Source organism: Xanthomonas sontii, assembly GCF_040529055.1.
GTDB classification, from domain to species: Bacteria; Pseudomonadota; Gammaproteobacteria; order Xanthomonadales; family Xanthomonadaceae; genus Xanthomonas_A; species Xanthomonas_A sontii.
Genome location: NZ_CP132342.1, coordinates 993,956 through 1,013,120, shown reverse-complemented (window position 1 = coordinate 1,013,120; position 19,165 = coordinate 993,956). Strand labels below are relative to the sequence as shown.

The window sequence follows — 19,165 nt, the reverse complement described above, 5'->3', positions numbered from 1 at the left end:
GAAGCGGGGGCCTAGCGGACAATTGTGTCACCCCGAAGACGCAGCCGCAGACACGTCGCCCGTGACCGCCGAGGCAGGGTTCAGCCCGGGACCGGGCTCAGCCGCGGTCGACCACCGCCAGGGTCAGCCGCGACACGCACACCGGCTTGCCGGCCGCGTCCTCGATGTGGATCTCCCACACCTGCGTGGTCCGGCCCACGTGCAGCGGCCGCGCGGTGCCGGTGACCGTGCCGCTGCGCGCGGCGCGCAGGTGGTTGGCGTTGATTTCCAGGCCCACGCAGATCCGCCCCGGCTCCACGCACAGGTTGCCGGCGGTGCTGCCCAGGGTCTCGGACAGCACCACCGATGCGCCACCGTGCAGCAGCCCGTACGGCTGCCGCGTGCGCGCGTCCACCGGCATCGTCGCCCGCAGCCAGTCCGGCCCGGCCTCGGTGAAGACGATGCCCAGGTGCGCGATCAGGGTGTCGCGGCAATCGGCGTTGAGGACGGCGAGATCGGCAGGTTCGCGAAAGGGCATTGGAGGGCCGGGATTGGGGAGTCGGGATTGGGGATTGGCAACAGCGGCATCCCCGGCACTGACATTATCGCGCCTGCACGGGGCATCAAGTCGCAGGGATCTGCTTTTACGAATCCCCAATCCCCAATCCCGAATCCCCGCCCCTCAGAGAATCGGCACCAAGCCCGAGCCGAACGCGGTCAACATCCGCACCAGCAGCCACTTCGGGCCGACGTTGACCTCGGGGAAGTCGCCGACCGCGCTGTAGCAGCGGTGGAAACCGGGGTCGCGCCGGGTCAGCGGCGCCGGGCAGTCGGGGCCGGGCTGGAATTCGTAGTCGGTGGCGTAGCGCCAGGGCCAGAAGTCCAGCACCGGCAGCGCCTCGGAGACCTTGCCCATGCTGTAGTTCAGGCCCGACAGCACCGGCGGCTTGACCCGCGGCGCCACCACCCAGGAATTCTCCGGCTCGATGTCGCGGCCGATGCTGGCCGCCAGCGCCTGCGCGAACGCCGGATCGTCGACGATCACCGCGCCCTCGGTGTTGTAGGTCTCGCTGCGCGGGTCGAAGTTGTGGGTGCCGATCACGCCGACGCGGCGGTCCACCACCAGCGACTTGGCGTGCAGGCCCATGCGCGCGCCCTCGCGGGTCACCGGCAGCGGCCGGTTGGCGATGCGCCGGCTCAGGTACGACGGACGGGTCTCGGTGCGCAGCACGCGGCGCGCGACCTGGCTGCCGTCGCCGCGGCTCCCGGACGGCCCGCCACTGCCGCTGCCCAGCAGCGAACTGCGTCCGGCCGCGCTGCCGCCCAGCAACGTGTTGCGCCCGCTGCCGGTATCGCCGCCGCCGTGCTCGCCTGCGTTTTCGCCGCTGGCCGGCGTGGCCGGCACCTCGCCCTGCAACGGCGCCGGCAGCAGGTTGGCGTAGTCCACCGGCGCATCCAGCGGGAACGGCTTGTACTCGTAGATGTCGAAGCCCAGTTCGCGCAGGTTGCGGCGCTTGTACTTGTAGGAAAGTGCATACACCACCGGGTTGTCGGTGGCGGCCAGGCTGTTGGTGGCCACCACCACGCGCGGTGGCGGGGTGCGCTTGCGCAGGTCGCGGAAGATCTCCTGCGCGGGGTCCGACAGCACCAGGTACGGCGTCTGCAGGATGATTTCCTGGCGTGCGTCGGCGATCAGCCGGTCGAGCTTGGGCGCGGTGGAGATGGCCTTGGGGCCGTGTTCGCGGCGGTGCTTCTGCGGCAGGTCGGCGACGTAGTCCACATGCTTCACCGGCAGCGCCGGCAGCACGAAGGCGTTCTCCACGAAGGCCGGATCGGACGCCTCCTCGCTGACCCGCTGCACCCGCTCCGGGCGCAGGAACTGCGCCGGCGGCATCGCCGGCACGCCCTGGCGCAGCAGCAGCTTGCCGACGTCGTTGAGCCGCGCCACCGGCACGCTGCGCCGGGCCGCCCAGTAGGCGTCGAAATTGGCGGCCATCGACCGCGCCACCGGGCCGGCGACCAGCACGTCGCGGTCGCGGAAGTTGTACTCGGCGTCCCAGTCGAAATAGTCGTCCTGGTAGTTGCGCCCGCCGACCACGCCGATCGCATCGTCGATCACCAGCAGCTTGTTGTGCATGCGCTGGTTGAAGCGGCGGAAGCAGCACAGCACGCTGGCGGCGTAGTGGAAGTAGTTGGGCTTGGCCAGGCCGAAGGTCGGGTTGTAGATGCGCAGCGAGAAGTTCTCGTGCGCGCCGGCCAGGGCGCCGAGGATCTGCAGGTCGGAGATCGCCGAGAGCTGGTCGATCAGCACGCGCACCTGCACGCCGCGCCGCGCCGCGGCCAGCAGTTCGTCCATCACCAGCCGCGCGCTGTCGTCCTTGTCGAAGATGTAGGTCTGCAGGTCGATGCTGCGGCTGGCGCTGCGGATCAGGTTGACTCGCGCCACCAGCGCCTCTTCGCCGTGGTCGAGGATGGTGGCGTAGTGGCGCGGCGCGCCGGCGCCGGACTGGGCGAAGGCCTTGCCGGCCAGCCCGCGCAGCGGCGAGGCCAGCGCGCAGTGGTCCCCGCGCGTGCAGTCGACCTGGCGGTCGCGCGCGGCCTCGGCGATCGCCACGGCGCGGCCGTGCTGCGCCTGCGACAGGCTCGCGCAGCCGCTGCCGAGCAGCAGCGCCACCACCACCAGCACCCGCATCAATTTTGATATCACCGAGTGGCCGCCTCGGTCAGGCGTGCGCGCAGCACGAAGGTGACCCGGTCGCTCAAGGCCAGATCCCACTTGTCCATTCCGTAACGTCCACGCAATACCGTACCGCGGCTGATGACGTCGCAATCATAGCCTGCGCGGGTGCATGCGGCCGGCATGACGGTCAGCGTCTCGGCGTGGCTGACCCCGCGGATGCTCAGGATGCCGGGGATCGGCCCGCCCTTGCCCAGCACCTGCGGCGAGAACGGCTGCGAGTCGAAGGACACGGTGGGGTAGCGCGGCGCGTCGAAGAAATCCTCGCCGCGCATCCAGCCGGTGTAGCGCGGCTTGCCGGGGATTTCCACGTAGGCGGTGAACAGGCGCAGGTGCACCTGGTGGCGGCCATCGGGCAGCACGTGCACGGTGCCCTCGTAGCGCGGGAAGAAGCCTTCGATGCGCTGGCCGAAGCGGGTGCGGATCTCGAACCCGAAGCGCGACTGCGCCGGGTCCAGGGCGTATTCGCCGGGCGCCAGCAAGGCCGGCGTCACCTGCGCGTGGCCGACGGCGCACCACAGACACAACGGCAGCAGCGCGGCGCACAGCGCCGGCCGCAGGAACCTGCGCAGCGGGCTCAGGGCCACCAGAACGCGGTCAAGCGCGCCACGCCCGGCTCGATCGCCGCGTCGTGCGGGACCCCGAGCACGGCGACGCTGGCGGTGGGCATGCCGCGGTAGTCGCCGGACTGGCCGCTGTGCATCAGCGCCGCCAGCCGCTCCAGGCCCGGGTTGTGGCCGACCAGCAACAGCCGCTCGACGTCGCGGTGGCCGTCCAGCAGATCGGCCAGGGTGCCCGAGGTCGCCTCGTAGATGCGCGGCTCCAGGCGCTGCTCGACGTAGCCGGTCAGCTCCAGCACCGCCTCCAGGGTTTCGCGCGCGCGCCGCGCCGGCGAACACAGCACCCGGTCCGGCACCAGCCGCTGCTCCAGCAGCCAGCGCCCGGCGGCTTCGGCCTCGGCCAGGCCGTGCGGCGACAGCGGCCGGTCGAAATCGGCCTGGCCGGTGTCGGCCGGTTCGGCGTGGGCATGGCGCAGCAGGATCACTTCTCGCAAAACGATGGTCATCGGTCAGGCCTTCTTGAGCCACTTGAGCAACGGTTCCCAGTCCTGCTGGTGGTCGCGGACCTGGACGGAGTGGTAATCGAACAGGCTGCGGCCCAGCCCCACCAGCACCACGTAGGCCTGGCTGTCGCGCAGTTGCGCCACCACCGGGTAGGGCCATTCGCCGAGCATCTGCAGCGCCTGCTGGGTGGCATTGGTCCAGGGTTTGCTGCGGTTGAGCACCAGCCCGACCGGCAGCTTGCGCTGGTGCACCCGTGGCACCTTGGCCAGGGTGTTGAGGAAGCCGACGGTGGCCTCGATGTCCAGCGCCGACGGCATCACCGGCACCACCACTGCGTCGGCCTCGTCGAGGAAGTGGCCCAGATCCTCGGCCATGGCGCCGGCGGGGGCATCGACGATCACCCGCTGCGCGTCGTCGGGCAGCGCCGCGCGCCAGCTGCGCTTGCGGCTGGCGTCGATCGGCAGCACCGCGCTGTCCAGCCCGGCACGGCGTTCGGCCCAGCGGGTCGAGGAGTCCTGCGGATCGGCATCGGCCAGCACCGTGCGCTTGCCTGCCAGCGCGTAGGACGCCGCCAGGTGCGTGGCGACCGTGGTCTTGCCCACGCCGCCCTTGGAGCCGGCCACCAGGATCGTCTTCATGCACGCCTCGCTTCCGGGGGAAGAAGCCGGAGCGTACACCGGCCCTACGTCAGCCGGTAGTCAACGCGCAGCACGCCGCCAGCCGCCGGGCTTGCTATCGTGGCGGCCCCCTTCGCCTTCCGATGCCATGAGCGAGCTGCAGGACCTGGTCGCGCTGATCCGCGCCAACACGCCCCTGATCGTGATCGAGACGCAGGAGGAGGCGCGCATCGTCGACCTGTTCCGGCAGGCCTTGATGCAGGTCTGGCGCGCCCTGCACCGCTGGTCGATCACCGAGGGCCTGCGCCGCATCGACCTGGACCGCGAGGACCCGCCGAGCGGGCCGCCGGATGCCAGCGCGGTGCTGCAGGCGATCAAGCAGGCCGATCAGCGCGGCATCTACCTGCTGCTCGACGTCACCCCGTACCTGGGCTACGCCAGCCACCAGCGCCTGCTGCGCGACATCGTCGAGCGCCGCCACTGCCAGCCGCACGTGCTGGTGCTGATCGGCACGCGGATCGAGCTGCCGGCCGAGCTGGAAGCGCTGGCGACCCGCTTCAATCCGCGCCTACCCGATGCCAACGCCCTGTTGAAGATGGTGCAGGAGGAGGCGCTGGGCTATGCGCGCGAGTTCGGCGGACGCCGGGTGGAGGTCGACGGCGAGGCGGTCAAGCAGATCCTGCGCAACCTGCGCGGGCTCAGCCTGATCGACGCGCGGCGCATCGCCCGGCAACTGATCTACGCCGACGGCGCGCTCACCGCATCCGACCTGCCGCAACTGGCCAAGCTCAAGTTCGAACTGCTCAACCGCAGCGGCCACCTGCAGTACGACAACGATGCCACGCGCTTCGAGGACGTGGCCGGTGCGCGCCGGCTCAAGCAATGGATCGCACAGCGCCGCGCGGTGTTCGCCGGCACCGCGCCGCCGGGGCTGGACCCGCCCAAGGGCGTGCTGCTGCTCGGCGTGCAGGGTTGCGGCAAGTCGATGCTGGCCAAGGCCACCGCGGCGGGGTTCGGCGTGCCGCTGCTGCGCCTGGACATGGGCGCGCTGTACGCCAAGTACCACGGCGAGACCGAGAAGAATCTGCGCGACGCGCTGGCCGCGGTCGAGCAACTGGCGCCGTGCGTGCTGTGGATGGACGAGATCGAGAAGGGCCTGGCCAGCGGCGGCGAGGACGGCGGCGTATCGCGGCGCGTGCTCGGCACGCTGCTGACCTGGATGGCCGAACGCGGCAGCGCCGACGGCAGCGCCGCGGTGTTCATCGTCGCCACCGCCAACCAGGTGCACGAGCTGCCGGCGGAACTGCTGCGCAAGGGCCGCTTCGACGAGATCTTCTTCGTCGACCTGCCCGACCCGCAGACGCGCGTGGAGCTGTTGCGCCTGCACCTGACGCGGCGGCAGCTGCATGCGGACGCGTTCGCGTTACCGGCCTTGGCTGCCGCCGCCGACGGGTTCTCCGGTGCCGAGATCGAGCAGGCGATCGTCTCCGGGCTGTATGCCGCGCACGCCGAACAGCGGCCGCTGGATACCGAGCTGCTGATGCAGGAGATCCGCACTACCCGACCGCTGTCGGTGCTGATGGCCGAACAGGTGCAGGCGCTGCGCAGCTGGGCCAGCGGGCGGACGGTGCCGGCGGATTAGCGGCGGGCGGTTGGTGACAACGGGCGATGCCGCTATGCGAGGCTGCGCCCGACCCTCACCCCAACCCCTCTCCCGGGGGGAGAGGGGCTTTGCTTCTCCCTTCTCCCGTCGGGACCACGGCCCCCTTTTTGGGGGAAGGTGCCCCGAAGGGGCGGATGAGGGTACGACGCGCGCGCCATTCCGATCGAGGCGCCGTCCTTCAACCTCGACACCTTGCGGCGAGACGTGCCATCGCCGCTACCGCAACGCCCCCAACAACCACGCCCACGCCGGCAACGTGACCAGCGACAGCAGAATCCCGTAGCCGACCAGGGCCGCGGCCAGGCGCGGCGCCAGGCGATGCGAGATCGCCAGCAGCGCGGCGGTGATCATGGTCGGCATCGCCGATTCCAGTACGTTGGCCTGCAGCGCCTGCCCGCGCAGGCCCAGCACCCACGACAGCGGCCAGGCCAGGGCCGGCAGCGCCAGCAGCTTCAGCACCAGGCCGGCGGCCAACGGCGCCAATTCTTCGCGCGGCAAGCGCAACTGGATCGAGAATCCCACCGCCAGCATCACCAGCGGCAGCATCGCGTCGGCCAGGTGCTGCAGGCCGGAGGCGATCCACGCCGGCGGCTGCGCCGGCATCAGGGTCAGTGCGAACAGCAGCGCCCACAGCGGCGGGAACCGCGCCATGCGCAACAGCGTCTGCCGCGGCGACGGCGGCGCCTCGCCGCTGTAGCGCGCCAGCACGTACAGGCCGAAGCTGGACAGCAGCACGAAGGTGCCGAACTGATCGTAGACCACCGCATACGGCAAGGCCGCCTCGCCGAGCAGCGCGCGCACCATCGGGTAGCCGATGAAGCTGGAATTGCCCAGCGCCACGCACAGCAGCAGCACCGCCTGCTGATCCCGGCGCAGCCGCAACGGCCGGCGCAAGCCCAGCATCGCCAGCGCGCTCACGCCGGTCAGCAGCCACGGCGTCAGCATCAATCCGAGCAGTTCCAGATTGAACTGCAGGCGCGGCACGTAGATCAGCACCGAGGCCGGCAGGCACAGGTACAGCACCACCCCGTTGAGCACCTCGGTGGTGTTGGCCGGCAGGACGCGCTGACGCGCGAACAGCTTGCCGAGCGCCAGCATGACCAACATCAGGGCGAACGCATCGAAAGCCATCGGCACAGCACGAAATCAGCGGGTACGCGGCATCATCGCATGGCATGCGCACGCAGGCCGTCGAGGCATCGCGCGACCGAAGCCGCACCTGGCCTGCGCCCAGCACGCGCAGGCGCGACGACACGGTGCGCTGTGCGACCGGGCACACCCGGACCCTAGATTGCGCCGGCCACCCGCGCGGGCCGCGTCGTGCTTCCTGGACCCGCGTGCATCAGGGCCAGGCCGGCGGCGCGGCCTTCCAGGCGGCCTGCACTTCGGCCAGGGTCGCGCGCTCGTCGTCGCGCCAGGCCGGCAGCAACGCCGCGAAATCGGCGGTGGCGCCCCACTTGTCCGGCCAGGTGCGCGCCGCCGCGGCGTACCACTTCACCGCCTCGTCCTTGCGCTGCAGGCGCCACAACGTCAGCGCCAGGGTCGGCGGCAGCCAGTCCGGCGCCGCCGGGCGGCCGTTGACCAGCGCGCTCCACTGCGCCAGCGCGCGCGCGGGGTCGCCGGCACGTAGCAGATCCCAGCCGTAGTTCCACTGCACCTGGCGCCGCTGCACGCCGGCAGGCAGCGCATGCAACGCGGCCTGATACAGCTGTTCGCCCAGTTCCTGGCGGCCGCCGGCCATGGCGATGCCGGCCAGCTGCGCGCGCGCCTCGTTGGCGTTGGGATCGCGCTGCACGGCACTGGCCAGACGATCCACCAGGGCCTCGCCGCTACCGGCGATGGCGGTGACCGGACGGGTGGTGCCGCGGTCTTCGTCGAAGTAGAACTCTTTCGGTGCCGGCAATGCCTGCGCCCGCACGCTGGCCGCGGTGGCCAGGCCGATGCAGGCCAGCATCGCGGCCACTGCGTATGTATATGCCTTCACTGCTGCAATCCCCTGGAGTGATCCCCTCACCCGGGTCCCATCCTACCCCGCCACGGCCGGCGTGGACGAGAACGGGCGCAAAAATCGCCGCTGATACAATCGGGGCGATCGCGCGCGGCAGGCGCTGCGCGCCCGCCAGCCTTCCATTTCCGGGCAAGCCATGAACCGCATCGCCGATCCGCGTCCGTCGTCCTCCCTCGCCGCAGCGGCCGCCGACGGCGTGGACACCCGCTATACGCTGGAAGACAAGTACACCCGCACCGATGGCCGCATCTATCTGTCCGGGGTGCAGGCGCTGGTGCGGTTGCCATTGATGCAGCAACTGCGCGACCGCGCCGCCGGGCTGAACACCGGCGGCTTCGTCAGCGGTTACCGCGGCAGCCCGCTGGGCGGTTTCGACCTGGAACTGTGGCGCGCGCGCAAGCATCTGGACGCGGCCAACGTGGTGTTCAAGCCCGGACTCAACGAGGACCTGGGCGCGACCATGGTCTGGGGCACGCAGCAGACCAACCTGTTCCCCGGCGCGCGCGTGGATGGCGTGTATGCCATGTGGTACGGAAAGGGCCCGGGCGTGGACCGCTGCGGCGACGTGTTCAAGCACGGCAACGCCGCCGGCACCTCGCGCCATGGCGGCGTGCTGGCGCTGGCCGCCGACGACCACGCGTGCCGCAGCTCGACCCTGCCGCACGGCTCGGAGGACGAGTTCGTCAGCGCGATGATGCCGGTGCTCAATCCGGCCGGGGTGCAGGACATCCTCGACATGGGCCTGCTCGGCTGGGCGATGAGCCGCTACACCGGGCGCTGGATCGGCTTCAAGACCATCGCCGAGACGGTGGAGTCCTCGGCCTCGGTGCAGGTAGATCCGTTCGCGCGGCAGATCGTGCTGCCGGAGGATTTCGAGCTGCCGCCGGGCGGCCTCAACATCCGCTGGCCGGATCCGCCGCTGGACCAGGAAATGCGCCTGCATCGCTACGCGGTGCGCGCGGCGCAGGCCTTCGCCCGCGCCAACGGCATCGACCGCACGGTGATGGATGCGCCGCAGGCGCGGCTGGGCATCGTCACCACCGGCAAGAGCTACCTGGACGTGCTGCAGGCGCTGGAGTACCTGGGCCTGGACGCGGACGCCTGCGCGCGCATCGGCATCCGCGTGTACAAGGTCGGCATGACCTGGCCGCTGGAGCCGCTGGGCATCGCCGCGTTCGCGCGCGGGCTGCAGGACATCGTCGTGGTGGAGGAGAAGAAGGCCTTCATCGAGCGGCAGATGAAGGAGCAGTTCTACAACTGGCCGGCCAGCGCCGGCCCGCGCCCGAGCATCGTCGGCAAGTACGACGAGGCCGGCGAATGGATCCTGCCGTCCACCGGCGAACTGACTCCGGCCACCATCGCCGGGGTGATCGGCAAGCGCATCCTGCGCCTGCCGCAGTCGGCCGCGGTGAACACCGACTCGATCGAGCAACGGCTGCGCTGGATGGAAGCCAAGGAAGCCGAGATGGCGCTGCCGCGCGCCAATTTCCCGCGCGTGCCGCACTACTGCTCCGGCTGCCCGCACAACACCTCCACGGTGGTGCCGGAAGGCTCGCGCGCGCTCGGCGGCATCGGCTGCCACTACATGGTGACGTGGATGGACCGCGCCACCGACACCTTCACCCACATGGGCGGCGAAGGCGTCACCTGGGCCGGGCAGGCGCCGTTCACCGACACCCCGCACGTGTTCCAGAACCTGGGCGACGGTACCTATTTCCACAGCGGCTCGCTGGCGATCCGCCAGTCGATCGCCGCCGGCGTCAACATCACCTACAAGATCCTCTACAACGACGCGGTGGCGATGACCGGCGGACAGCCGGTGGACGGCACCCTCAGCGTGCCCGACATCGCCCGGCAGATGCGTGCCGAAGGCGTGCACACCATCGCCCTGGTCAGCGACGACATCGGCAAGTGGACGCGGCGCCGCGAGCTGTTCCCCAGCGAGGTGGAGTTCCACGACCGCAGCGAGCTGGACGCGGTGCAGCGGCACCTGCGCGAGGTCAAGGGCACCAGCGTGCTGATCTACGACCAGACCTGCGCCACCGAGAAGCGGCGCCGGCGCAAGCGCGGCAAGCTGCCCGACCCGCCCAAGCGGGTGCTGGTCAACTCGCTGGTCTGCGAAGGCTGTGGCGACTGCGGCGAGAAGAGCTTCTGCGTGTCGGTGCTGCCGAAGGAGACCGAGTACGGGCGCAAGCGCCAGATCGACCAGTCCAGCTGCAACAAGGACTACTCCTGCGTGTCCGGGTTCTGCCCCAGCTTCGTCACCGTGCACGGTGGGCAGCCGCGCAAGGGCCGCAAGGCCGAGGCCGCGGCGCTGCTGGAGCAATTGCCGACACCAAGCTTCCGCAGCGACCTGAGCCAGCCCTGGAACATCCTCATCACCGGCGTCGGCGGCACCGGCGTGGTCACCATCGGCGCGCTGCTGGGCATGGCCGGGCACCTGGAGGGCAAGGGCGCCAGCGTGCTCGACCAGACCGGCCTGGCGCAGAAGGGCGGCGCGGTCACCACGCATATCCGCATTGCGCGGCAACCGGAAGACCTGCACGCGGTGCGCATCGCCGCCGGCGAGGCCGACCTGGTGCTGGGGTGCGACATGGTGGTGGTCAACGACTACTGGGCGCTGTCCAAGGTGCGCGGCGATCGCTCGCAGGTGGTGCTGAACAGCTACGAGGCGATGCCGGGCACCTTCACCACGCACCCGGACATGCAGTTCCCGGCCGCCGAGATCATTGCCGGCGTGCGCCTGGCGCTGGGCGGGCGCGATCCGCTGCTGCTCGACGCCACACAGCTGGCCACCGCGCTGCTCGGCGACGCCATCGCCAGCAACCTGTTCATGCTCGGCTACGCCTGGCAGCAGGGCCTGGTGCCGCTGTCGCACGCGGCGCTGATGCGCGCGATCGAGCTCAACGGCGCGGCGGTGGCGATGAACCAGCAGGCCTTCGCCTGGGGCCGCCTGGCGGCGCTGGACCTGCCGGCGGTACGACGCGCGGCGGGTCTCGCCGATCCGGCCGCGGACGAACGCGAACGCCAGGCGCCGGGGCTGCAGCAGCTGCCGCCGGGCGAGTGGGAAGGCCACGAGGCCGGCGCCAGCGCCGCGCCGCGCAATCCCGCCAATCCGCGTCCGGCGCGCGAGCTGCCGGCCGCCGCCGAGAGCGGCGAGGCCGGCCACGCGCCGCTGGACGACAGCCGCCTGTCGCGCTCGCTGCCCGAGCTGGTCGCGCGCCGCCACGCCTTCCTGGTCGATTACCAGGACGCCGCCTACGCCGCACGCTACACCGCGCTGGTGGAGCGCGTGCGCGCTGCCGAACAGCGCGTGGCCCCGGCCTCGACCGCGCTGACCGAAGCGGTGGCGCGCTATGCATTCAAGCTGATGGCCTACAAGGACGAGTACGAGGTGGCGCGGCTGTACACCAGCGGCGCGTTCGCGCAGCAGCTGCAGGCGCAGTTCGAAGGCGACTACCGCCTGCGCTTCCACCTGGCGCCGCCGCTGCTGGCGAAGAAGGACGAACACGGCCGGCTGCGCAAGCGCGAATACGGCTCGTGGATGTTCACCGCGTTCAAGTGGCTGGCCAAGCTGCGCCGGCTGCGCGGTGGCGCCTTCGACGTGTTCGGCTACAGCGCCGAGCGCCGCGGCGAACGGCAACTGATCGCCGACTACCTCGCTACCGTGGACGAACTGCTGCAGCGGCTGCAGGCGGACAACCTGGCGCTGGCGGTGCAGATCGCCAGCATCCCGGAACACATCCGCGGCTACGGCCACGTCAAGGAAGCGCACCTGCACGAGGCCAAGCAACAGGAAGCGCGGCTGCTGGCGACCTGGCGCAACCCGAAGGCGCTGCATATCGTGCAGGCGGCCTGAGCGGGAGACGAACGCCCGCCACCTTGCAGCGGCGGCGCAATGGCAGCATCGAGGGCATCTGACCGAACGCGGCGCGGCTGGCGCTGCGCCTGCTGCTCTGCCGCGTTCCATGGCGTCCGTGCATTTGCTGCAGTAGTGGCTGCAGCCGCGGCCCGACTCCAGCCGCACGCAGGACGGCAGCATCGCCCAGGGCGGCCGGCCTTGGGCATCATCCGCATGTTGCGTGGATCGCCAGCGATCCACGGCCGCATCACCCTCGAAGGAACATCGCGTGAAGCGTTTGCTCAAACTCGCATGCGTGGCGCTGGTGGGCGCCATCCTGCTGTTCTACCTACTGGCGGAGCACGCCGGCCCCTGGATCATGCCGCGGTTCATCACGATCCGTGTCGTGGCGGGACCCGATCGGCCACTCTCGGGCGCTAGGATCCGCGTCCAGCAGGACGTGTGGTCGATTCCGTGTCTGAGCTACATGGGGATCTCCGGCGCGAGTTGCGCGTCGGGCAAATGGACGGTCTTCCATGGCCGCCTGGATCGCAACGGCGAAGCGCGGGTGTTGGTCTTTCAGGCAGCCGGGCTGCGGGCGGATTCGTATATCGCCTGCATCAATGGCAACCAGTACGAGGGCTACTTCGCCTACACCGAGTGGCCAGAGCAACAGGACGTGCAGCGTCTCACCCTGGACTACAAGCGCCTGGAGCAGCAACGAACAGGTTGCATGAACGGCTATGGAGAAGAACCGCTGGCGGCGCCGGCCTGGTGGGATGCCGCCTCGAAGGAAGACGCGGAGGCGGAGGCGGAGGCACAGGCCGAGGCAGAGGAAGAGGCGCAGGCGGACGATCCGTTGCAACCGAAGGTTCAGCAACCTCCAGCGCGCTCGCCGACATCGGACAGACTGTAGGGGCCAGGCTGCAGGAACAACTTCAACCGCCACCTGCCATGTTCAACCGCGACCTGCCATGTCACCCGGTGACGATGCAGCCGGTGCCAGCGACGTTCCGCCCACCACTACCATGCAGATGGATCCCGGTCGATCGCGATGCTGCCGATGACGGAAGGGTCTGCGCGTCGGGACTGAAGTCCCTCCCACATGGTTGCTTCCGTAGACTCCGCATACGACACAGCGGCCCTATGCAGCGGCCGCTGTGTTGTATCAGGATGCGATTCGGTCGAGTGCCCGGTGGCAACTCCACCTACTGCCATTCAACGCAACGAACGTCGAATCAGACCCGCGGATCAGGCGGATTGCCTCGGCCGGGGCGATCGTAACGATCGGAATCGAAGGCCTCGCGCACCGCCGCCTTGGCCTGTGCCCAGCTCAGCCGCGAGCGATCCTTGGCGCGCTCCCACCCGCTTTCCAGGTCGGTGTCCAGGCGGTCGTCCCAGATCCGGTCACGGTAGCGGCTGCGCGCCTGCACGCCGTAGCGGTAGGCCGGGCGGTAGTCGTCGTAGCTGCTGTCGGTCTCGCGGTAGTCCACGGTGTCGAAGCGATCGGCGTAGTAGCGGTCGCTGTCCTCGTAGGTGCGATAGGTGGCGTCGGCGCGCTCCCAGGAATCGCGCGCGGCCAGCCGCGCCTCGTCCCACTCCAGGCGCGAGTCGCCACGGCGCGTGCCCCAGTCGTGCGACAGCTCGCGCTCGTGTTCGTCCCAGGTGCGCGAGGGATACTGCTCGCGCGCCTGTAGGCCCAGGCCATAGGCCGCGGCGTAGTCGCGGTCGTAGTCGTAATCGGCCTTGGCGTAGTCGCGGTTGCGATACTCCTCGCGCCAGTACGCATCCTCGCCGGTGGGGTCGATGCGCTCGGCCACGCCCTTGCCCGCCGCCGCACCGGCCACCACGCCGACCGCCGCGCCGATCAAGGTGCCGAGCGGCCCGAACACGGTGCCGGCCAGCGCGCCCGCGGCCACGCCCCCGGCGGTTCCACCGATGCCGACCCCGACCGGATGCGAACCCGGGGTGCCGGAAATCGGATCGCGATTGAGATCGCGGGCTTTGTCGTTGTTGTCCATGGGTATGCTCCGTGGCGAAGGAAGGAAGCACCGGCTGCAGGCCCGTTCGGCGGCGGCGGGTGTCGGCGCACAGTCGCAAGCGCGCGGTGAATCCGCCGTGGCACGGCAGTGAACCCGTGATGAGGGAGAGAGTGCGGCTTCGTCACCTGGACACAACGCCTACTGCGTCGCCCGCCATGCAGCGCAGGCATGGAACCGGCCAAGACAGTGCTGCATCAAGCACGTCGGCGTATTCGGTACGACCGCGCACTCCGCGTCGCTGGCGCATGCACCGTCACGACATGGCTGACGCAGTCAGATTGGGCGCCCACGGCGTATCCGTCTGCTCGATCGCGCACCCGCACGACGCCAAGACATCGCCGGGTGGCGCTCCTGCCTCAGCCGCGGCGCCAGACCAGGCAGCGGTTGTTGGCCGGCATCGCCACGTCTTCCTGCAACGTCAGGCCCTGCGCCTGGGCCAGCGCGTCCACCGCCTCGGCATCGCGGATGCCGCTGGCCGGGTCGCGCGCCTTCAGCCACGCATCGAAGTCGCGATTGCTGTCGCTGGTGAAGGCGCCGCCGTAGTTGAAGGGGCCGTAGACCACCAGCATGCCGTCGGCGCTGTTTGCCAGCAGTTGGCCGACGCCGGCGAAGAACGCCTGCACCGCGTCCCAGCCCATGATGTGCAAGGTATTGGAGGTGAACACCGCATCGTAGCCAGTGCGCGGCCACGGCCCCTCGCGCACGTCCAGCGCCAGCGCCGGCGGCGTGTTCGACAGCGCCGCCACCTCCAGCCACTGCGCGATGCCGGGCAGGTGCTCGGCGCGCTCGCTGCATTGCCAGGTCAGCTGCGGCAGCGCCGCGGCGAAATGCACCGCGTGCTGGCCGGTGCCGCTACCGATCTCCAGCACCTGGCGACGATCGGCGAACTGCCGCTGCAGCACCTGCAGGATCGGATCGCGGTTGCGGTCGCAGGACGGGGCGTAGGGTCGATCGCTCATCGTGTCGTGCACCTGTGTGTGCCATTGCGCGCCACGACGGCACGCACCAGTGCGAATGGCAGCGGCTGACAGCTCATCCGCGCGAGCGCACGAAGATGCGCTTGCCGCCGCCCTCGTTGCCGCGCTCCTCCAGTTCGAAGTGCGACGACAGCCGGCGCAGCAGGTCGCTGAGCTTCTTGTGCCCATACAGGCGCGGATCGAAATCCGGCCGCACCTTGTTCAGATAGCTGCCGACGCTGCCGAGCCCGGCCCAGCCCTGGTCGTCGGAGGCTTCCTCGATGGCCTGGCGCAGCAGGGTCAGCGGCGCCTGCTTGGTCTCGGTGGCGGCGGGCGTCGGCTCGGGTTTGGCCGGCGTCGCGGCCGGCTTCTTGCGGCCCTTGGCCGCCGGCTTGGCGGCCGCAGCGGCGGGCTTGGCCGGCTCCGCCGCGCTGGCCTCGCTGCGCAGCACTTCGGTGTAGATGAACTTGTCGCAGGCCTGCACGAACGCATCCGGGGTCTTGCGCTCGCCGAAGCCGTACACCGTCGGTCCTTCCTCGCGCAGGCGCTGTGCCAGGCGGGTGAAGTCGCTGTCGCTGGAAACCAGGCAGAAGCCGTCGAAGCGGCCGGTGTAGAGCAGGTCCATCGCGTCGATGATCAGCGAGCTGTCGGTGGCGTTCTTGCCGCTGGTGTAGGCGAACTGCTGCACCGGGCTGATCGAATGCTTCAGCAGCGCCTGCTTCCACTGGGTCATGCGCGTGCTGGTGAAATCGCCATAGATGCGCTTGACGCTGGCCAGGCCGTACTTGGCGACTTCGGCGAGCAGGCCTTCGATCACCGAGGGCTGCGCGTTGTCGGCGTCGATCAGCACCGCCAGCCGTGGCTGGTCGTCGTCGCTGTCGGAACGGTGGCGGGTTTTCATGGCGTGCACCTGCGGCAAAGAAAGATCGGGAGAAGCGTGGCGGCGGCCACCACTGTGCCAGCGCGCGCTGCCCACAGCCAGCGCAACGCGGCGACCGCCATGGCTCATTGCCCTGCCGGCAACGCCTCGTAGGCCTGGCGTACCGCCGCCTCGCCGTAGCGGCGCTCCAGCCGGCGCACGATGAAGTGGCCGTGCGCCATCGCCTGGAAGTGCGAGATGAACACCGTGTTGAGCAGCGCGCCGCTGGCCGCGCCGACCAGCGGCACCGCCTGCGCCGTCAGCTTCTCGCTGACCGTGACCGAGAACTTGGCGGCGATGCGCGACAGCAGCGATACCAGCACCGGCGCACCCTTGCTGCCCAGGCCGTGCGCGGCGATGTACTGCGCCGCGGCGCTGAGCTGCTGCGCCATCGCCGCGCGCACCGCGAAGTAGCCCGATTCGCTGCCGTCGTCGCGGTGGCTGCGGCCGCCGTGCGCCAGCACCTCCAGACACGCAAGGGCGGTCGCCGGGTCGTCCAGGCGCTCGCCCTCGGCGCGGGCGATGTCGGCGATCGAACGCAGCATCAAGGTCGTGGTCAGCGGCAGTTCCACCACCAGCCCGGGCAGGCCGAAGAAGCCGCCAGCCGCACCGGTCGCCGCCACCGCGGCGCCATGCAGGCGCGGCCGTGCGCGTTCCGGCGCCTGCCCACGCAGGGTCAGCAGTGCCGAGCGCAACGCCACCCGCAGCGCGCGCTGGCTGACCGCATCGATGCGCGAGGACAGCAGTTTCGGCAGGCGCTTGTTGATCAGCGCCTCGATCGGCGCGCCCACCGCATTGGCGATCTTCGCCGCCAGGCCCGGGTGTTCCAGCAGGGCGCGCGCCTGGGCCAGGTCGCGGTGGTCGGCGGCATCCATCACGGGGACGGGCAATAGCGAGGTCATGGCTGAAGCTCGTGGCGAGGGAGGCGACAGCATGCACCGAGCCGCCCCGGCATGGTGTCGAGGGACGATGACCGGTGCGGGACGTTAAGGAATCGCGCGGCCGGAACGCGTGATCGGAATTGAGGCAGGCCCCTGCCGCACACCGCGCCTGCGTCTGGCCCACGCGGCGCCGGGCGCGGTCCAGACAGTACGGCCGGTCCACCGCCAGGCCAAGCGTGGCGCCCTGGCCCCGGCGACATCGCGCCGGTCCACCGAACTGGCCATGGCCCAAGGTGGCAGGATCGGCGCTGCAGAGGCAGCCGTCATCGCGGCGGTTGCATGCCCCGCGACGCACGCTGTAAACCCGCTTCTCGTATCGCAGGCAACGACTGGCCGGCCAGACCAGCTACCCCTGCACGCACTGAGCCAGGTAGTCGCGCAGGCGCTCCTGCAGATGGGGCACGGCCTGGGGATGGGCGAGAAATTCGGCCACGGGCATCAGCAGCCACCCCCGGCCTTCATCGCCGAAGCGGATGCTGGCGATCTCGGCACAACTCAGGCGGCCAACGAACAACCAGCTCGGCAGGGACCCGGGCTGCAGGGACGGATAGCAGCGGCCCCAGGTCAGCCTGTCTTCCTCCAGCACTAGGCCGAACTCCTCCTGCAGTTCGCGCAGAGCGCAGCGCTCGGGGCTCTCGTCGTCCTCGCGGCCGCCGCCAGGCAGGTCCCAGAGTCCCGGCCAGGGAATCTCCGGCTTCACATCGCGCTGGTACACCAGCAGCGCGTCGTCGCACAGCAGCGCCAGCTTGGCGCCGTTGAACGGTTGCATGACGTCCTCCGCGGTAGGTAAAGGGCCAGTCTGAACGCGATGCACGCCTCGATGTGCGCCAGGCCACTTCGCGCGCGTCTCAACATATCCCACACGCCTAGATCCGCTCCAGCGCGCGCTGGTGCGTACGCGGCCCGAACCGGCCCACCACCGCGGCGGCCATCAGCAGGCTGGCGGCGATGCAGGCGAGCACGCCGCGGTGGCCGGTGCGGTCCAGCAGCATGCCGATCAGCAGGCTGCTGGCGGCCGTGGACAGGCGGCTGAAGGAATAGCAGAAGCCGACCGCGCGGGCGCGCAGCGCGGTGGGAAACAGTTCGGCCTGGTAGCCGTGATAGGCGAAGCTCATCCAGGCATTGCAGAAGGTGACCGCCGCGCCGCAGGCGATCAGCAGCAGCGGCTGGCTCTGCCAGGCGAATAGCAGCCCGAACAGCATCGCGCCCAGCGCCGACACCACCACCTGCCACTTGTTCTCCCAGCGCTGCGCCACGCCGATCAGCAGCAGCGGCGCCAGTGGATACGCCAAAGAGATGGCGAAGGCGTAGCCCAGGCCGTGCACGCTGTCGGCGCCCTGCCGCGCCAGCAGCGCCGGCAACCAGTTGCCGAAACCGAAGAAGCCGATCGCCTGGAAGATGTGGAAGCTCACCAGCATCGCCATGCGGCGCCGGTACGGGGGCTGCCACAGCGCGGACAGTTGCGGCGTCGGCGCGGCCGGCGCCGACGCCGGCTCGGGTGCGGGCAAGGGCCGCCCCAGGTCGGCGGTACAGCGCGCTTCCAGCTGCTGCAGCACCGCGTCGGCCTCGGCGTGGCGGCCCTGGGTGGCCAGCCAGCGTGGCGACTCCGGCAAACGGCTGCGCAGCCACCACACCGCCAGCGCGAAGCCACCGCTGAGCAGCGCCACCCAGCGCCAGCCGCTCAGGCCCAGCGGCGCGTGCGGCACCAGCGCCCAGGCGCTCAACGCCACCGCCGGCACCGCCAGGAACTGCAGGCAGAACGCCAGCGCGAACGCAGCGCCGCGCATCTGCCGCGGCACCATTTCCGACAGATAGGTATCGATGGTGACCAGTTCCACGCCCAGGCCGATGCCGACCACGCCGCGCCACAGGATCACCCCCAGCGCGCTGTGCTGCAGGCCCATCGCCACCGTGGCCACGCAGTACCAGAGCAGCGCGAAGGAGAACACCGCGCGGCGCCCGACACGATCGACCAGCGGGCTGAGCAGGCTTGCGCCGAGGAACAGGCCCAGGAACGTCGCCGAGGCGAACGCGGCCTGGTCGGCGATGCCGAACACGCCGGCCGCGCCCTCGGCGAAGATGCCGTCGCGCAACAGGCCGGGGCTGAGGTAGGCGGTCTGGAACAGGTCGTACAGTTCGAAGAAGCCGCCCAGCGCCAGCAGCGCGACCAGGCGCCACAGGCTGCGGGTCGGCGGCAGGCGTTCCAGGCGCGCCGCCACCAGGGCGACGGGATCGGAAGCGGCAACGGCGGCATCGCGCATGCGGGCAGGTCCTGGGGGAGGGATCGCGCCGCCGCATGCTGCCCGATCCGCCGCCGCGCGCGCCACCGCGTCGGGTCGAAACTGCCGACCGCGCCGCATCGGCGTTCAGCCGGATGTCGGCTTCGGCGCGGCCGGCC

16 protein-coding genes are annotated in these 19,165 nt (G+C 70.4%); 3 read left to right on the top strand and 13 right to left on the bottom strand.

Going from position 1 to position 19,165, the window contains the following annotated elements; translation table 11 throughout:
• Positions 1-97: 97 nt before the first annotated feature.
• The 5 genes from RAB70_RS04305 to RAB70_RS04285 form a co-directional block, all read right to left on the bottom strand.
• On the bottom strand, positions 98-517 hold the full coding sequence (locus RAB70_RS04305) for a hotdog fold thioesterase (protein ID WP_148829426.1): 420 nt from the start codon (positions 515-517) through the stop codon (positions 98-100).
• A gap of 144 nt (positions 518-661) precedes the next feature.
• Positions 662-2,683: a phospholipase D family protein gene (locus RAB70_RS04300; RefSeq protein WP_148829577.1), complete on the bottom strand. Its 2,022-nt coding sequence runs from the start codon at positions 2,681-2,683 to the stop codon at positions 662-664.
• The gene (locus tag RAB70_RS04295) at positions 2,683-3,303 is read right to left on the bottom strand and encodes a YceI family protein (RefSeq protein ID WP_017908882.1); all 621 of its coding nucleotides are present in this window, start codon (positions 3,301-3,303) and stop codon (positions 2,683-2,685) included. The genes RAB70_RS04300 and RAB70_RS04295 overlap by 1 nt, the downstream gene beginning before the upstream one ends.
• On the bottom strand, positions 3,294-3,770 hold the full coding sequence (locus RAB70_RS04290; protein ID WP_010340932.1) for a histidine phosphatase family protein: 477 nt from the start codon (positions 3,768-3,770) through the stop codon (positions 3,294-3,296). Before RAB70_RS04290 ends, RAB70_RS04295 begins: the two co-directional genes overlap by 10 nt.
• A gap of 15 nt (positions 3,771-3,785) precedes the next feature.
• Positions 3,786-4,418 (bottom strand): ParA family protein, encoded by a 633-nt coding sequence (locus RAB70_RS04285; RefSeq protein WP_148829576.1) that lies wholly within the window; start codon positions 4,416-4,418, stop codon positions 3,786-3,788.
• A gap of 127 nt (positions 4,419-4,545) precedes the next feature.
• Between RAB70_RS04285 and RAB70_RS04280 the strand changes: the two genes are divergently transcribed.
• Positions 4,546-6,039: an AAA family ATPase gene (locus RAB70_RS04280; protein ID WP_043094055.1), complete on the top strand. Its 1,494-nt coding sequence runs from the start codon at positions 4,546-4,548 to the stop codon at positions 6,037-6,039.
• A gap of 237 nt (positions 6,040-6,276) precedes the next feature.
• Here RAB70_RS04280 and RAB70_RS04275 read toward each other — a convergent pair whose 3' ends face one another.
• Both RAB70_RS04275 and RAB70_RS04270 read right to left on the bottom strand, forming a co-directional pair.
• The gene (locus RAB70_RS04275; protein ID WP_043094054.1) at positions 6,277-7,191 is read right to left on the bottom strand and encodes an AEC family transporter; all 915 of its coding nucleotides are present in this window, start codon (positions 7,189-7,191) and stop codon (positions 6,277-6,279) included.
• Positions 7,192-7,402: 211 nt separating this feature from the next.
• The gene (locus tag RAB70_RS04270; RefSeq protein ID WP_148829957.1) at positions 7,403-8,014 is read right to left on the bottom strand and encodes a M48 family metallopeptidase; all 612 of its coding nucleotides are present in this window, start codon (positions 8,012-8,014) and stop codon (positions 7,403-7,405) included.
• 190 nt (positions 8,015-8,204) lie between these two features.
• Here RAB70_RS04270 and RAB70_RS04265 point away from each other — a divergent pair, with 190 nt between their 5' ends.
• Both RAB70_RS04265 and RAB70_RS04260 read left to right on the top strand, forming a co-directional pair.
• Complete coding sequence (locus RAB70_RS04265; RefSeq protein WP_148829942.1) at positions 8,205-11,927, top strand: indolepyruvate ferredoxin oxidoreductase family protein; 3,723 nt, start codon at positions 8,205-8,207, stop codon at positions 11,925-11,927.
• A gap of 271 nt (positions 11,928-12,198) precedes the next feature.
• The gene (locus RAB70_RS04260; RefSeq protein ID WP_225851721.1) at positions 12,199-12,825 is read left to right on the top strand and encodes a hypothetical protein; all 627 of its coding nucleotides are present in this window, start codon (positions 12,199-12,201) and stop codon (positions 12,823-12,825) included.
• Positions 12,826-13,147: 322 nt separating this feature from the next.
• Here RAB70_RS04260 and RAB70_RS04255 read toward each other — a convergent pair whose 3' ends face one another.
• The 6 genes from RAB70_RS04255 to RAB70_RS04230 form a co-directional block, all read right to left on the bottom strand.
• Complete coding sequence (locus RAB70_RS04255; RefSeq protein ID WP_148829943.1) at positions 13,148-13,930, bottom strand: hypothetical protein; 783 nt, start codon at positions 13,928-13,930, stop codon at positions 13,148-13,150.
• Positions 13,931-14,307: 377 nt separating this feature from the next.
• Positions 14,308-14,910, bottom strand: a complete 603-nt coding sequence (locus RAB70_RS04250) for a DUF938 domain-containing protein (protein ID WP_148829944.1) — start codon at positions 14,908-14,910, stop codon at positions 14,308-14,310.
• A gap of 73 nt (positions 14,911-14,983) precedes the next feature.
• Positions 14,984-15,808, bottom strand: coding sequence for an NYN domain-containing protein (locus tag RAB70_RS04245; protein WP_148829945.1), 825 nt, complete (start codon positions 15,806-15,808; stop codon positions 14,984-14,986).
• A gap of 104 nt (positions 15,809-15,912) precedes the next feature.
• Positions 15,913-16,728: an EcsC family protein gene (locus tag RAB70_RS04240; RefSeq protein WP_192578990.1), complete on the bottom strand. Its 816-nt coding sequence runs from the start codon at positions 16,726-16,728 to the stop codon at positions 15,913-15,915.
• 385 nt (positions 16,729-17,113) lie between these two features.
• Positions 17,114-17,536, bottom strand: a complete 423-nt coding sequence (locus tag RAB70_RS04235; protein WP_017910776.1) for an NUDIX hydrolase — start codon at positions 17,534-17,536, stop codon at positions 17,114-17,116.
• A gap of 97 nt (positions 17,537-17,633) precedes the next feature.
• On the bottom strand, positions 17,634-19,028 hold the full coding sequence (locus RAB70_RS04230; protein ID WP_148829946.1) for an MFS transporter: 1,395 nt from the start codon (positions 19,026-19,028) through the stop codon (positions 17,634-17,636).
• Positions 19,029-19,165 lie beyond the last annotated feature (137 nt).